11 protein-coding genes are annotated in these 15,600 nt (G+C 47.5%); 6 read left to right on the forward strand and 5 right to left on the reverse strand.

The genetic code is table 11. The features are described from left to right. Positions 1 to 7 precede the first annotated feature (7 nt). The 3 genes from ftsN to priA all read right to left on the reverse strand — a co-directional run bounded on the left by ftsN (position 8) and on the right by priA (position 4,416). A complete protein-coding gene (gene ftsN, locus Xbed_RS15340) occupies positions 8 to 838 on the reverse strand; it encodes a cell division protein FtsN (protein WP_086113773.1) in 831 nt (276 codons plus the stop codon). Between the two features lie 99 nt (positions 839 to 937). Continuing rightward, positions 938 to 1,963, reverse strand: coding sequence for a DNA-binding transcriptional regulator CytR (cytR, locus tag Xbed_RS15345; RefSeq protein ID WP_086113774.1), 1,026 nt, complete (start codon positions 1,961 to 1,963; stop codon positions 938 to 940). A gap of 254 nt (positions 1,964 to 2,217) precedes the next feature. Next, on the reverse strand, positions 2,218 to 4,416 hold the full coding sequence (gene priA, locus Xbed_RS15350) for a primosomal protein N' (RefSeq protein ID WP_086113775.1): 2,199 nt from the start codon (positions 4,414 to 4,416) through the stop codon (positions 2,218 to 2,220). Positions 4,417 to 4,648: 232 nt separating this feature from the next. Between priA and rpmE the strand changes: the two genes are divergently transcribed. Further along, positions 4,649 to 4,864 (forward strand): 50S ribosomal protein L31, encoded by a 216-nt coding sequence (gene rpmE, locus Xbed_RS15355; protein ID WP_086113776.1) that lies wholly within the window; start codon positions 4,649 to 4,651, stop codon positions 4,862 to 4,864. Between the two features lie 97 nt (positions 4,865 to 4,961). On the opposite strand, the gene metJ is transcribed toward rpmE, so the two are convergent. After that, positions 4,962 to 5,279 (reverse strand): met regulon transcriptional regulator MetJ, encoded by a 318-nt coding sequence (gene metJ, locus Xbed_RS15360; RefSeq protein WP_045967975.1) that lies wholly within the window; start codon positions 5,277 to 5,279, stop codon positions 4,962 to 4,964. Between the two features lie 296 nt (positions 5,280 to 5,575). On the opposite strand from metJ, the gene metB reads away from it, so the two are divergent. The 4 genes from metB (at position 5,576) to Xbed_RS15380 (ending at position 13,307) form a co-directional block, all read left to right on the forward strand. Then, entirely contained in the window at positions 5,576 to 6,736 is a 1,161-nt protein-coding gene (gene metB / locus Xbed_RS15365; protein ID WP_086113777.1) for a cystathionine gamma-synthase, read from the forward strand. 9 nt (positions 6,737 to 6,745) lie between these two features. Then, a complete protein-coding gene (locus Xbed_RS15370) occupies positions 6,746 to 9,181 on the forward strand; it encodes a bifunctional aspartate kinase/homoserine dehydrogenase II (protein ID WP_086113778.1) in 2,436 nt (811 codons plus the stop codon). A 174-nt stretch (positions 9,182 to 9,355) separates the two neighbouring features. Next, positions 9,356 to 11,992: a phosphoenolpyruvate carboxylase gene (ppc, locus tag Xbed_RS15375; protein ID WP_139837502.1), complete on the forward strand. Its 2,637-nt coding sequence runs from the start codon at positions 9,356 to 9,358 to the stop codon at positions 11,990 to 11,992. Positions 11,993 to 12,095: 103 nt separating this feature from the next. Beyond that, complete coding sequence (locus Xbed_RS15380) at positions 12,096 to 13,307, forward strand: MFS transporter (protein WP_244182517.1); 1,212 nt, start codon at positions 12,096 to 12,098, stop codon at positions 13,305 to 13,307. A 139-nt stretch (positions 13,308 to 13,446) separates the two neighbouring features. Here Xbed_RS15380 and metF read toward each other — a convergent pair whose 3' ends face one another. Continuing rightward, a complete protein-coding gene (gene metF, locus Xbed_RS15385) occupies positions 13,447 to 14,334 on the reverse strand; it encodes a methylenetetrahydrofolate reductase (RefSeq protein WP_086113780.1) in 888 nt (295 codons plus the stop codon). Between the two features lie 456 nt (positions 14,335 to 14,790). Between metF and Xbed_RS15395 the strand changes: the two genes are divergently transcribed. After that, complete coding sequence (locus tag Xbed_RS15395) at positions 14,791 to 15,600, forward strand: DUF3800 domain-containing protein (RefSeq protein WP_086113781.1); 810 nt, start codon at positions 14,791 to 14,793, stop codon at positions 15,598 to 15,600.

The raw sequence follows: 15,600 nt of genomic DNA on the forward strand, positions 1-15,600 counted from the left end.
AATGTAACTAAAAGGCAGTGACAGGGCGGAGAATGCAGCCGGATACACCTGCACCGGTAACTTGAACGCGCATTTTTTCAGCCCCGGCTTTATTTTTATAAGGACCCAGTACCACACGGTTCCAATTGTCTTTGGTGGTAATCTGGCTCTCAATGCCGGCAAATGCAAGGCTGGCCCGGACGGATTCAGCTTGCGCCATCGTGCGGAAAGAGCCGCATTGTAGCATCATTCTGGAATCATGGGTTTCAGGTTTGGGTTTAGTTTCACCGGCCTGTTGGGACGAGGTTGATGATCTGCTTTCCTGCGCAACCGTTGCTTTTTGTTCTGATGAAGACGGCTCGGATTGCGGTTGTATATATTCTTGTGACGGTGGATTGATCACAACGTGTGAACGTGGAACAGGCTCACTGTTATAGGGCACTTCTTTTAACGAAATAGGCGGCTGGCGCATATCTGCCTGCATTTGTTCAAGTAGCTGTTTCTGCTCTGGCGTCAGTTGTGGGGCGTGATTTAATGGCGGATTCAATATCGCAGAAGGTTCCTGTATCGAAGATCCATTAACCGGACGATTCTCCAACTCTTTGATGTAACTCCAACGCTCTTCCGGTTTGGGAGGCAGAACATGGCCTTTAGTTTGATGGGTCGGTTGGGGGGCATTTTGTACACTTTCTTTTTTGTTGTGTACGATAAAATAAAGGCCACCAATGAACAAGATCACCAAGGCCACAGCAACGGCTAATATCGTTTTGGGTAACCCTTGAGACTGATTTTTCTGCTTACCAGTATTTTTCCGACGGGGATTGCTACGCCCGCGACTCACATAATCTCGTTGTGCCACTGTTTAATTCGCTGATTGATTAAAATTAAGGAATAGATCACTAATGTTACTTAACCTACTGTTATTTGGCTAGCTTTTAGGCGAATCTGTACGAGGTGATCATGTCCTGGGTGAACAGGTACTCGCACGAATGATCAATTCTGCATCCAGTAACCGGGACCCTTTTGACACCAGGCGACCCTGAAGCTGCTCCAGTAACAAAAGCATAGAGTAGTGACCAATCTCATAACGGGGCTGTTTTACGGTAGTCAGGGCCGGTTCACTGTATTGGGCTTGATTTAAATTATCGAAACCAACAACAGAAAGCTCTGCTGGTAATTCTAATCCCATTTTCTTAGCCTGCCACATTGCGCCCATGGCCATGACATCGCTATGGCAGAAAATCGCGCTCGGAGGCTCTGGCAGAGTCAGTAAAGTTTCCGCTAATTCGGCGCCACTTTCATGGGTGAAATCCCCACGGGCAATATACTCTTCGCGAATTTCTTCCCCTGTACGTCGCAATGCTTGGATGTACCCTTGCAGCCGATAGTGGCACAGCGGCATGGTCTCTGGCCCGGTAATGCAGGCGATGCGTTTGTGTCCCAGCTTTTGCAAATGGTGAGTGGCATTGAAAGCGGCGGTTAAGTTATCAATATGCACCGTCGGCAGTTCTAACTCCGGTGAAAATTCATTGGCCATGACCATAGGTGGCAGGTTTTTTTGCTCTTCCTTGGAGACATCGAAAGGAATATTGGAACCCAGCAGTACCATGCCATCAATGCGTTTGGTGATAAGAAGACGGATAAACGCATGCTCCTGTTGCTGCTGGTGCTTGCAGTCACCAATCAGAACCAGATAGCCATGCCCGGCGGCGGTTTCTTCAATGCCACGAATGACTTCGGTGAAGAAAGGATCACTGATGTTGGGAACGATAACCAAGATCGCTCTGGCGTCATTGCGGCGTAAATTTTTGGCAAGATTGTGGGGGTAATAACCCACTTCCAATACCGCATTTTCTACTTTTTGGCGTGTACGGGTAGAAACTTTGTCAGGATTCATAAGTGTTCTTGATACGGTTGCGGTAGAAACACCCGCTACTTTGGCAACGTCTTTCATGGTTGCCAATGTGCAATTCTTCTTTTCCATAGTTCACACCTCACTTTCTATAGGTAGCGAAACGATTGCTCCTGGTTGCTAAAAACGCGGGTTATTACAGAGAGGGAAACTCTGATGGTTCGTTTTCTTCAGCCAAATTAATAAGTTCATTTTAAACTGATTAAGAGGTCAACCCGTTACTTTGTTTGCATAAAAAGTGTGATATGAATCATTTATTAGAGATCCTTCGCAAATTAAGGAAAATTTTCCCTCTATTTCTGTTATTGGTTTACGTTTTTCTGTTATCAGTTTTCCGTAGGATCGACATCAATGTTCCATTTTACCTTGCGTGACTGAGGTAGTGCGGTGATTTGCGGATAGATTCCGGTCATCATTTTCTGTAGGAAAATACGTGAAGGATGCTGAACCATTAATTGCCAGCGATAACGTCCACCCCGTTTGGCCTGTAATGCAGGTACTGGCCCCATGATCCATAAATGGTCGTCGTGCAGTGGATGATGTTCAAGCAATTGACGCAGTTGCTGCAAAAATGCAGGGGCTTGATGATTATCATGATCTTCTGAGCGAAGCAGGATGTGGCTGGCGAAAGGTGGCAGATGCACTTGTTGCCGCTCTTCCATGGCTTGTTGAGCAAAAGCATCGTAGCCCTTTTCCAGCAACACCTGTAAAAGGGGATGCTCAGGATGATGGGTTTGAAGAATGACTTCGCCCCGTTTGCCTGCCCGCCCGGCCCGGCCGGAGACTTGAGTATACAGTTGGGCGAAGCGCTCTGCGGCCCGAAAATCGGCAGAAAACAGGGCGCCATCAACATCAAGCAACGCGACCAAAGTCACGTCGGGGAAATGATGGCCTTTTGCCAGCATTTGAGTCCCAATCAAAATGCGCGCCCCCCCTTGGTGTACCTCAGCCAGTTGCTGTTCCAGTGCCCCTTTTCGGCTGGTGGTATCACGGTCAATGCGGGTGACAGGGATCTTTGGGAACAGTTTTGTCATGCCATCTTCAAGCTGTTCCGTACCCAGACCAACAGGAATTAAGTTAGTCGAGCCGCATTGTGGGCATTGACGCGGGATTGGGCGCTGGCTGTCACAGTGATGGCAACGTAGGTGGCGATGGTTTTGGTGCAGGGTGTAATAATGATCGCAGCGCGGGCATTCCGCTATCCAGCCGCATTCGTGGCAAAGCAGGGTGGGAGAATAGCCCCGGCGGTTCAGGAACAGGATAACCTGATTATCCGCCCTGAGGTGTTCCCCAATGTGGTTGATGAGCGGTTGTGATAATCCAACGGTCAACGGCAGCCCTTTCAGATCCAGCAAATGCTGGGTGGCGGGCTGGGCTTGGCCTGCCCGTTTGGTTAATGTGAGCTGGCGATATTTCCCCTGCTGAACATTATAGAGTGTCTCCAGTGCGGGCGTGGCGGTGCCCATCACAATGGGAATACCCTCTTTTTTAGCGCGAAATACCGCCAAATCACGGGCATGATAACGCCAGCCTTCCTGTTGCTTGTAAGAGCTGTCATGCTCTTCATCAATAATGATGACCCCCAGATGCGCAAAGGGGGTAAATAAGGCAGAGCGCGTACCAATGACGATGGCATTTTCACCGCGTTTCGCCCGCAGCCAAACGGCTAATCGCTCACTGTCATTCAAGGCGGAATGCAGAACATCGACCGGGGCGTTAAAACGTTCCCGGAACCGGCGAATAGTTTGTGGGGTCAAACCAATTTCGGGCACTAAAACCAGCGCTTGTTTACCTTGTTCAAGAATATTCTCCAGCACACTGAGATACACTTCTGTTTTGCCTGAACCCGTGATACCCGCCAGCAGCCACGGAGAGAAAGTCTGATCTTCTGCGCGGATCGCGCCTATCGCGGTGGCCTGTTCTGTATTGAGTTTCAGCCGTTCGCCGATGATATTAAAATTTTGCTGCCAGTTTTCAGCTTCCGGCTGTATGGGATACAGATCAATCAATGATTTCTTTTTCAGTGATTGCAATGCACTTTCACTTAATTCCAACTCAGCGATTTGATGGCGGTAAATGGGATTCTGGCGCAAAATAGCCAAAGCCCGCTGTTGTTTGGCAGAACGCTTGAGTTGTTCGAGCGGGAACTCGCGCCCGGCGTCAGTGACTTGCCATTGCCAGAGCGGAGAGAATTCCGCCGCTTTTCCTTGCCGTAGCAAGACCGGCATGGCATGGAACAGAACTTCTCCCAACGGATAGTGATAATAGCTGGCGGACCACAAAAGCAATTGCCAGAGGTCGTCAGGAAAAAGGGGCTGGACATCAAGAATGGCGGAAACAGACTTGAGCTGTTCGGGAGAAAACTCGCTGTTGTCTGTAATACCGGAGACGATGCCGATGGCATTACGTTTACCAAACGGCACGAGTACCCGAACACCCAGAGCCGGCAAAGGTAACCCTTCGGGTAATAGATAATCAAAAGCGCGGGTTAAGGGGACAGGCAACACAACCTGAACAACTGTCATAAGGCGATTTCCGGATAATTAATGACCAGATAAAAGAAAGTATAGCGATAAGGGTATCATAGCAAATCAGCGGATTTCATTGCGCAGTAAACAGATATTCTGTATGATCCGCCGCCTTTGGTATAGAAATTACCGATACTTATTTTTATCAACACGACTTTTTATCAACATAACGTGTGGTGTCTGGCGGCAATAGGGCTGGATAGCGACACGGCCTGAACAGAGGTTTCCCATGAAACAAGGTATCCATCCTAAGTACGAAGAAGTTACTGCATCTTGCTCTTGCGGTAATGTTATCAAAATCAACTCTACCGTAAATCACAACCTGAACCTGGACGTTTGTGGTGCATGTCACCCATTCTACACAGGTAAACAGCGTGACGTTGCGACAGGTGGTCGTGTTGATCGCTTTAACAAACGTTTCAGCGTTCCAGGTGCTAAGAAGTAATGACTTTTCTCTGCCTGTAACCAATACAGGCAGGATAGTTGAAGCAAAGATAGTTGAAACAAAAAAACCCGATGTTTTGCATCGGGTTTTTTTGTTATCAATATTCCCATGTATCAGGATCAATACCGAGCTCACGCATCATGATTTTCGCTGCCTCTGGGATTTCATCATGACGTTCTTTGCGCAAATCATCATCATTAGGCAGAGGTTGTCCAGTGAACGCATGGAGAAAAGCCTCACACAGCAATTCGCTATTTGTTGCATGACGCAGATTGTTCACCTGGCGACGGGTACGCTCATCAGTCAGGATCTTCAATACCTTTAACGGAATTGAAACTGTAATTTTTTTGACCTGTTCACTTTTTTTGCCATGTTCAGCATAAGGGCTGACATACTCACCATTCCACTCAGCCATGAGATACCTTAAATAATTTTTAAATCAAGTCATTGAGATCAGAAATCGGCGGGAATTTCTGACCTGTTTTCATATCGGTAATTCGCTAGTCTAGCATAATTCGCTCATTGACTATATCGCTCCAGCCACACTAACTTATTATAACCAGAAGACATATAAAGCGGTAATCGCCTGATTGTCGTATTCGGCAGGGGTATTAAACCGTAAATCATTTTGGATGTCTAGATGTGTTGACGTCTATGCCTCCAGTCGCTATTCTTGCGTGACGTCAATAATAATGGTGATGGGTAAAGTTTATGGGATGTAAGCAAGCGACAATTGCGGTTCACAGTGGCTCAAATATTGATGAACAATATGGCTGTGTGGTTCCGCCCATCTATCTTTCCAGCACATATAACTTTACCGGTTTCAATGAGCCAAGAACACATGATTACTCCCGGCGTGGCAACCCCGGTCGTGATATTGTCCAACAAGTTCTGGCTGAACTGGAAGGTGGGGCTGGGGCAGTGATGACCAGCAGTGGCATGTCTGCCATTCATCTGTTGTGTACGGTATTTCTGCAACCCGGGGATCTCTTGGTGGCTCCCCATGACTGCTATGGCGGCAGTTACCGACTGTTTGATAGCTTGAGCAAACGGGGTGCATACCAGGTGATTTTTGTCGATCAGGCGGATGATCAGGCTTTGAAACAGGCATTGGCACAAAAGCCTAAACTGGTGTTGATTGAAACGCCGAGTAATCCGTTGTTGCGAATTGTCGATATTCAATACATTTGTGCATTGGCTCATGAAGTGGGTGCGTTGGCTATCGTGGATAACACTTTCCTGAGTCCTGTACTGCAAAAGCCTTTGGAACTGGGGGCAGATCTCGTGGTGCATTCCTGCACGAAATATCTGAATGGACATTCTGACCTGATTGCCGGGGCAATCATTGCCAAAGATCCGGTGATTGCCGACGATTTGGCGTGGTGGGCGAACAATATTGGCGTGACAGGGGCGGCTTTTGACAGCTATCTGCTGTTGCGTGGCATTCGTACTTTATCTGCCCGTGTGTTGCTCCAACAGAAAAATGCGGCTGTCATTGCCGATTATTTGCAACAGCAACCCCAAGTCAGAAAACTCTATTATCCCGCGTTGGAAAACCATCCCGGGCATGAAATTGCGGTTAAACAGCAAAAGGGTTTTGGGGCGATGTTGAGTTTTGAATTGGAGGGTGATGAACAAACCCTGCGTCGCTTTTTATCTGCGTTAAAATTATTTACTCTGGCTGAATCGCTCGGCGGTGTGGAATCGTTGATTTCTCATACCGCAACCATGACACACGCGGGCATGTCGGCAGAAGCAAGGGCTCAGGCAGGGATTACGGATTTGCTTCTTCGTGTCTCTGTAGGAATTGAAGATAGTCAGGATTTAATAGCTGATCTGGACAATGCGTTTCAGGCAGCGGCAACGAGGTAATCATTAATCATGAGTGCACTGGCAACAGCGGGGGCGGAATCTGGCCGCCAGCTACATAAATTTGGCGGCAGCAGCCTGGCCGATGTGAAATGCTATCAGCGGGTTGCGGACATTATGGCGAACTATAGCCAGCCGGGGGATTTGATGGTGGTATCGGCGGCAGGGAGCACCACTAATCAGTTGATTGATTGGCTGAAATTGAGCCAGAGTGACCGGATATCCGCCCATCAAGTCCAGCAATCGCTACGGCGTTATCAGCAAGAGTTGATCCGAGGTTTATTGCCTGAAACGGTTGCAGAAGAGTTGGTCGCAACGTTTATCGCTGATCTGGAAAGATTGAGTGCACTGTTGGACAAACCCGTCACGGATATCACCTACGCAGAAGTTGTCGGTCATGGTGAAATCTGGTCAGCCCGTTTAATGGCGGCGCTACTTGAGCATCAGGGGATCGCCAGTGCCTGGCTGGATGCGCGTCAATTTCTGCGGGCAGAGCGCGCAGCCCAACCCCAGGTTGATGTGAGTTTATCCCAACCCTTGCTCAGTCAGTTATTGATCCAAAATCCCAATAAACGTTTGGTGGTCACGGGGTTCATTTCCGGCAACCAAAACGGTGAAACCGTCCTGTTGGGGCGTAATGGCAGTGACTATTCCGCGACACAGGTCGGTGCACTGGCGGGAACCAAAAAAGTCACTATTTGGAGTGATGTTGCGGGGGTTTATAGTGCCGATCCGCGTAAGGTCAAAGATGCGTGTCTGCTACCGTTGCTGCGCTTAGATGAAGCCAGCGAACTGGCGCGTTTGGCAGCACCTGTACTGCATACCCGTACCTTGCAGCCGGTTTCCATCAGTAATATTGATCTGCAATTGCGTTGCAGTTACCAGCCTGAACAAGGCTCTACCCGCATTGAACGGGTGCTGGCGAGCGGGAATGGGGCGAAAATCGTGACCAGCCATGATGATGTTTGCCTGATTGAACTGCATATCTCCTCGGCCCATGATTTTAAGCAAATCTACAAAGATATTGATTCACTGCTGAAACGTGCTCAGATCCGGCCATTGGCGACAGGATTACATGCGGATTGTAACCTGATCCAGCTCTGCTATACCTCTGAGATTGTGAACAGTGCCTTTGCTGTGTTGCAGGATGCCACTTTACCCGGAAAACTTTCCCTGCGTGAAGGCTTGGCGCTGGTGGCGTTAGTCGGTGCGGGTGTCTGCAAAAATCCGCTGCATAGTCATCGTTTCTATCAACAACTCAAAGATCAGCCGGTTGAATTTATCTGGCATGCAGAAGATGGCATCAGCCTTGTCGCGGTGCTGCGCTTGAACCAGACTTCGCATTTGATTCAGGGATTGCACCAAAGCCTGTTTCGCGCAGAAAAACGTATCGGTTTGGTGCTGTTTGGCAAAGGAAACATTGGCTCACGTTGGTTGGAGCTCTTTGCCCGTGAACAGAAGAACATTTCTGCCCGCAGTGATTTTGAATTTATTCTGGCGGGAGTCGTGGATAGCCGGCGAAGTTTGCTGAATTATCAGGGCATTGATGCCAGCCGCGCACTGGCTTTCTTTGATGATGAGGCGACAGAGCATGAAGACGACACGCTGTTTTTATGGATGAGGGCCCATCCTTATGATGATCTGGTGGTGCTGGATGTGACGGCCAGTGAAGAATTGGCCAAAGAGTACATCGATTTTGCCAGCTATGGATTTCACGTTATCAGTGCCAACAAAGTTGCCGGTTCTTCCGATAGCAACACCTACCGCATGATCCGGGATGCTTTTACAAAAACGGGACGCCATTGGTTATATAACGCCACAGTAGGTGCAGGATTGCCTATCAATTATTCTGTCAGGGATTTACGGGAAAGTGGCGATACCATCTTGTCCATCAGCGGGATATTTTCCGGGACACTCTCATGGCTGTTCTTGCAATTTGATGGTTCGGTGTCTTTCAGTGATCTGGTCGAACAGGCATGGCAACAAGGATTGACGGAACCTGACCCGCGCATTGATCTTTCCGGGCAGGATGTGATGCGTAAGCTGGTTATTCTGGCTCGGGAAGCGGGTTACGAAATAGAACCAGATCAAGTGCGTGTTGAATCCTTGGTGCCAGAAGAGGCGCGCATCGGTTCCATTGAGGAATTCTTTGAAAACAGCGCTGCGATTAATGCACAAATGTTCCAACGACTGGAAGCGGCGCGGGAAATGGGCATGGTACTGCGATACGTTGCGCGTTTTGATGCCAGTGGTAAGGCCAAAGTGGGTGTGGAAGCGGTACACAGTGATCATCCGTTAGCCTCATTGTTGCCGGCGGATAACGTATTTGCGATAGAAAGCCGTTGGTATCGTGATAATCCACTGGTGATCCGTGGCCCCGGTGCCGGGCGGGATGTTACCGCCGGCGCGATTCAATCAGACTTAAACCGGTTGTCACAACTTCTGTAGGTTAGATTTTATTTTAAAAATCCGCCCAAACTGTTTGTTTTCTGATATGAATAGAGCGTTAGAAATAAACAACAAAAAGACACGCTCTCATCTTGACAGAAACAGGGTAGATGCCGATTGCGCCAGTCATCTGGCGCGATGGGCGATACACAGCAACACAAGGCCAGAAACCACATGAATCAACAATATTCCGCAATGCGAAGTAATGTCAGTATGCTCGGTAAGTTGCTGGGCGACACGATCAAAGAGGCTTTGGGAGAAGACATTCTCGATAAAGTTGAAACGATCAGAAAACTCTCCAAATCATCCCGTGCAGGTAACGAGGCTCATCGTCAGCAGCTTTTATCGACACTGGAAAATTTATCCAATGATGAATTACTGCCGGTCGCTCGTGCCTTTAACCAGTTTTTAAATCTGACCAACGTTGCTGAACAATATCATAGCATTTCACCCCACGGTGAAGCGGCGAGTAATCCGGTCGCGTTGGCCGCATTGTTCAATCGTCTTAAAGACAAACAATTCAGCAACGATGATTTGGTTAAAGCCGTTAATGACTTAGCGATTGAATTGGTTCTGACGGCACATCCGACAGAAATTGCCCGCCGTACTCTGATTCATAAACTGGTTGAAGTCAATGGCTGCCTGGCCCAGCTTGACCATGATGATTTGGCGGACTATGAACGCAATAATATCATGCGTCGCTTGCGTCAGTTGATAGCTCAATCATGGCATACCGATGAAATTCGCAAAATTCGTCCCACGCCCATTGATGAAGCCAAATGGGGTTTTGCGGTGGTCGAAAACAGTCTGTGGGAAGGTGTGCCGGCATTTCTGCGCGAATTCAACGAACAACTGGAAGAATCGATTGGCTATAGCTTGCCGGTGGAAGCGGTGCCCGTGCGTTTCACTTCGTGGATGGGGGGAGATCGTGATGGTAACCCTAACGTTACCGCTGAAATTACCCGTCATGTTCTGTTACTCAGCCGTTGGAAGGCTGCCGATCTGTTTCTGAAAGATATTCAGATCCTGGTTTCTGAACTCTCCATGTCAGAGTGTACGCCGGAACTGCGCCAACGGGCAGGGGGTGAACATGTTTCAGAACCTTACCGTGAAATTGCCAAACAACTGCGCATACAGTTAAACAATACGCTGGCTTATCTGGAGAAATGTCTCAAAGGTGAACAAGCCTTGCCGCCCGCAGATTTGTTGCTGCATAACGAGCAGTTATGGCAACCCTTGTATGCCTGTTATCAATCCCTGAAAGCCTGCGGGATGGAGATCATCGCCAATGGGCAATTGTTGGATACCCTACGCCGCATTCGCTGTTTTGGTCTCTCTTTGGTGCGTATCGATATTCGTCAGGAAAGCACCCGCCACGCCGATGCCATTGCAGAGTTAACGCAATACTTGGCAATGGGCGATTATGCGAGCTGGCCTGAGGCGGAGAAACAAGCCTTTCTGCTGCGTGAATTGAACTCGAAACGCCCTCTTACTCCCCGTGATTGGCAGCCAAGCGCAGAAACCCGGGAGGTTTTCGAAACGTGCAAAGTCATTGCTGAATCGCCACAGGATGCCATTGCCGCCTATGTGATTTCTATGGCGAAAGTCCCTTCTGATGTACTGGCGGTGAAATTATTGCTGAAAGAAGCGGGTTGCCCATTGTCATTGCCCGTGGCGCCCTTGTTCGAAACCCTTGATGACCTGAACAACGCAGAAAAAGTGATTCAGCAGTTGCTTGGGATCACCTGGTATCGCGATCTGATTAAGGACAAGCAGATGGTGATGATAGGTTATTCCGATTCGGCTAAAGATGCCGGAGTGATGGCGGCATCTTGGGCACAATATCGGGCGCAGGATGCGTTGATCAAATTGTGTGAACGAGAAGGCGTGACGCTGACCCTGTTCCACGGACGCGGTGGCACGATAGGTCGTGGAGGCGCGCCCGCGCATTCGGCTTTACTCTCCCAACCGCCGGGCAGCCTGAAAGGTGGATTGCGTGTCACGGAGCAGGGAGAAATGATCCGCTTTAAGTTTGGCTTGCCACAGGTGACGATCAGCAGCCTGGCGCTGTATGCCAGTGCGATACTGGAAGCCAATTTATTGCCGCCGCCGGAACCCAAACCCGAATGGCAGCAGGTCATGGATACGCTTTCGGACGTTTCCTGCGACATGTATCGTGACTATGTGCGTGAACAACCGGAGTTTGTGCCTTACTTTAGGGCGGCGACACCTGAGCAGGAATTAGCGAAATTACCTTTGGGTTCGCGACCGGCTAAACGCCGTCCGACTGGCGGCGTAGAAAGCCTGCGGGCAATCCCGTGGATATTCGCATGGACGCAAAACCGCCTGATGTTACCGGCATGGCTGGGGGCGGGCGCAGCCCTGCAACGGGTCATCGATGCCGATAAATTATCGGTGTTAACCGATATGTGCCGCGACTGGCCATTCTTCAACACCCGTATCGCCATGTTGGAGATGGTGTTTGCCAAAGCCGATTTATGGCTGGCGGAATACTACGATCAACGTTTGGTGGAACCGAAATTGTGGCCGCTGGGGAGCACACTGCGCAATCAGCTTGCGGAGGATATTCAAACGGTACTGACACTTTCGCAGGATAAGCAATTAATGGCGGATTTGCCGTGGATCGCGGAATCCATCGCATTGCGTAACGTGTATACCGATCCGTTGAACGTACTACAGGCAGAATTGTTACAGCGCTCCCGCCAGCAGGAAGCCCCTGATCCGCATCTTGAACAGGCGCTGATGGTAACGATTGCCGGTGTTGCGGCAGGTATGCGCAATACGGGCTAGTTTTGAGCTTTCTGAATAATCAAAGCCGAATGGGGAACTGTTCGGCTTTATTAATCTTGGCACTAATATTATCAACCCCACTGATCCATTTATGAAAGTGAAGATGATGAATAGAAAATATGTTGATGTCATGTTGCTTTTTATGGGTCAGGGGCTGACCGGATCAATCATTTCCTTATTAACCTTAACGTCAACATTAGCCGGAAAAATGCTTTCTCCTGTTAATGCGTTATCTACCTTGCCGGTGACGGCAACAGTGTGTGGTGCGGCACTGATGGTTTATTATGCTTCCATGCTGATGGAGAAATACGGCAGAAGAAAGGCGTTTATCATTGGCAACCTGATTGGGATAGTGGGAAGCGGACTGGCGGGAATGGCGTTGGTCTATCAATCTTTCGTCTTTTTTGTGCTGGGTACTTTTATTTTGGGCGGTTCAACCGTTTTCAATCAATACTACCGTTTTGCGGCGGCTGAGATTTTTGAAGATGAATCAAGCAAGAAAAAAACGATCTCGTTGATTATTGGCGGTGGCGTTATTGGGGGCGTATTAGGCCCTTATATCGCGACAAAAGGCGCTTACTTGTGGCCTGATTATCACTTTTTGGGCACATTTCTGCTATCCGCCGCAATATGCCTCCTGACACTGATAACACAGCTTTTTATCCGACCTCCTGTCGTTCGAAAAGAAAATCACTTTCCCTCGTCACATCATCATAACCACAATAATGTTGCTTTCATCGCCCTGTTAAAATCGAACTCTTTTTTGCTGGCGACAGTGAGTTGTGCCGTGGGTTTTTCCCTGATGACGTTACTGATGAATGCGACCCCACTGGCAATGCTGCATAAACAATTTGCCCTGGAAGATAGTGCGTTGGTGCTGCAATGGCATTTTTTTGCGATGTACGCCCCTGCCTTAATCCTGCCGTTTCTGGTTGATAAGTTTAAAACTGTGAATTTGATTCGGTCTGGTGCTTTGCTGTTTGCCATTGGCATGGTGATTGCTGTTCTTTGGGACGAAATCCCCGGCTTTTTATTTTCGTTGATCTTTATCGGCCTTGGTTGGGCATTTATGTTTAGTGGCGGAACGTTTTTATTGAATGAATTTACCCGTAGCCCATTCAAACATAAATTACAGGGCGTCAATGCGTTAATCACCTATTTGTCGAATATGTTCGCTTCTCTGTCCGTGGGGATCGTCATGAGTTATCCAACAGGCTGGGGGATATTGAATATTGTTAGTGTTGTTATTATTTTCATATTTATAACGTGGTCTTTTTATAATAGAAAATTAACATACTCCCGACATGGAGACTAAAATCGTCTTCAAGTCATAAATGTTATCTAAGGCAGTGTTATATAAGACAATATTATCTAAAACAATGTAATCTAAAACAATGTAATCTAAAACAACGCTGAACGTTTCAGTTCAGCGTTTGGTGAGCTAATAAAAAATATTAACAAGGACGTACTCCTAACGTATGGCAGATGGCATAACTCAATTCTGCCCGGTTCAGGGTATAAAAATGAAAATCTTTTACCCCTTCGCGGCTGAGAATTTTCACCATATCCATCGCAATAGATGCGCCGACTAAATTGCGGCTTTCCGGATCATCATCCAGCCCCTCAAACATTCTGGTCATCCAGCTTGGAATGCGGACGTTAGTGAGGGTGGCAAATCGTTGTAACTGACGGAAGTTCGAGACAGGCAAAATTCCCGGCACAATTTCCACATCAATGCCGGTCGCCACACAGCGATCACGGAAACGCAGGTAACTCTCTACATCAAAGAAGAATTGGGTAATGGCGCGGTTGGCACCTGCATCAATTTTGCGTTTGAGATTAATGAGATCAGCCTGAGCGCTTTTGGCTTCTGGATGTACTTCTGGATAAGCGGCAACAGAGATATCAAAATCCGCCTCTTTTTTTAACAGTTCGACCAAATCAGCCCCATACATTTCTGGTTTGCAACCATCATTAGGTAAATCACCCCGTAATGCCACGATATGGCGAATGCCACTTTGCCAATAATCATGGGCAATATTGCGCAGTTCTGCACGATTGGCATCAATGCAAGTCAGGTGTGGTGCGGCATCCAGCCCCGTTTTTTCTTTGATTCCCTTGATGATGCTGTGAGTTCGGTTACGTTCACCAGAGTTAGCACCATAGGTGACGGAAACAAATTTAGGTTTCAGCTTGCTCAAACGGTCAATGGATTTCCACAGGGTTTGTTCCATCTCAGTCGTGCTGGGTGGAAAGAATTCAAAGGAAACACGAATTTGCCCGTCAAGTTCAGCCAAATTCTGATTCAGCGCCTCTCGCTGATTAGCGTGAAAAAAACTCATACCCTGTGCCCTCTTGAACAAGCGGAGTTTTTTGTGATACCCGTCATACTTCAAGTTGCCTCTTTGTTGGCTACGCTCACTCACCCCGGTCACATAGTTAGCTATGCTCCCGGGGATGAGTTTCCTTGCCGCCGCGATGCAACTCGAATTATTTTGGGTATATACCCGCTTAATTTTGGATGTTTAAATGGTTATATGTCTATCCGTTTAGATGTCTAAAGTAGAATGGTCGAAGCGGGGTTTTTAGTCAATCGAGAAATGGCTTATTTCCAGTGAGGAATATTCAAAATGATCAGGAAAGAAATTCATATTGGGGTAATGCGGTCGGAATTTGAATACGCTCTTGGTTGGATGCTATTTATACTAATGTTATGGTAATAAGAATAAGTCTCAGCTTTATACGTTGATTTATTTGAAAAATAGATAAGCAAGAATTAAAACAAGGAAAGCAAGATTATGAATGGTGCTGAAAATCAACTCACTAATCAAAAAGAATTAGGCTTAGATGGACAAAGGGGTTTTAGTGACTTTGTAGTATATGTTGATGAAAGTGGGGATCACGGCTTGGTACATCTTGATAAAGATTATCCTGTGTTTGTCTTGGCTTTTTGTATTTTTTACAAGGAACATTATCTTTCGAAAGTGGTACCAAAGTTACAGAAGCTCAAATTTGACTATTTTGGTCATGACCTTGTGATTCTTCATGAACATGAAATTCGCAAGGAAAAAGGGGATTTTAAAATTTTTAAGAATAGGGACGAAAAGGATCAGTTTCTGGGTCGGCTGAGTTCTATCATCAGTGAAAGTAACTTTATATTGTCATCATGCGTAATTGAAAAGCATAAAGTGCACGTAAACAAAGATGAGATTCAGAATCCATACCACCTTGCATTACGCCATTGTTTAGAGGCTCTATATGATTTTGTAGTAGAAAAAGGGCAACAGGAGCGAGAAACGTACGTTATTGTGGAAAAACGGGGCGCCAAAGAGGACGACGACCTCGAACTGGAGTTTCTTCGAATTTGTGATGGAGAAAATAAGTATCACAGAGACTTACCTTTTAAGATTAGGATGGCAGCCAAAACAAGTAATTCCTCTGGTTTACAACTTGCAGATTTAGTTGCCAGACCTATTGGCAGGCATGTTCTGAAACCAGAACAACCGAACCAAGCATTCGATATATTGAAGAAAAAGTTCTATTGTGAAGGGGGAAGGGATGCTGTTGGAATCGGGTATAAACAGTGGGGGTTAAAAATTATTCCTTAA

The sequence above is a fragment of the Xenorhabdus beddingii genome (assembly GCF_002127545.1).
Taxonomy (GTDB): domain Bacteria; phylum Pseudomonadota; class Gammaproteobacteria; order Enterobacterales; family Enterobacteriaceae; genus Xenorhabdus; species Xenorhabdus beddingii.

Excerpts from the sequence above, each read along its gene's own strand:
- cytR (WP_086113774.1), bottom strand. The coding sequence starts at position 1,963 with ATGGAAAAGAAGAATTGCACATTGGCAACCATGAAAGACGTTGCCAAA.
- priA (WP_086113775.1), bottom strand. The coding sequence starts at position 4,416 with ATGACAGTTGTTCAGGTTGTGTTGCCTGTCCCCTTAACCCGCGCTTTT.
- rpmE (WP_086113776.1), top strand. The coding sequence starts at position 4,649 with ATGAAACAAGGTATCCATCCTAAGTACGAAGAAGTTACTGCATCTTGC.
- metJ (WP_045967975.1), bottom strand. The coding sequence starts at position 5,279 with ATGGCTGAGTGGAATGGTGAGTATGTCAGCCCTTATGCTGAACATGGC.
- metB (WP_086113777.1), top strand. The coding sequence starts at position 5,576 with ATGGGATGTAAGCAAGCGACAATTGCGGTTCACAGTGGCTCAAATATT.
- Xbed_RS15370 (WP_086113778.1), top strand. The coding sequence starts at position 6,746 with ATGAGTGCACTGGCAACAGCGGGGGCGGAATCTGGCCGCCAGCTACAT.
- ppc (WP_139837502.1), top strand. The coding sequence starts at position 9,356 with ATGAATCAACAATATTCCGCAATGCGAAGTAATGTCAGTATGCTCGGT.
- Xbed_RS15380 (WP_244182517.1), top strand. The coding sequence starts at position 12,096 with ATGATGAATAGAAAATATGTTGATGTCATGTTGCTTTTTATGGGTCAG.
- metF (WP_086113780.1), bottom strand. The coding sequence starts at position 14,334 with ATGAGTTTTTTTCACGCTAATCAGCGAGAGGCGCTGAATCAGAATTTG.
- Xbed_RS15395 (WP_086113781.1), top strand. The coding sequence starts at position 14,791 with ATGAATGGTGCTGAAAATCAACTCACTAATCAAAAAGAATTAGGCTTA.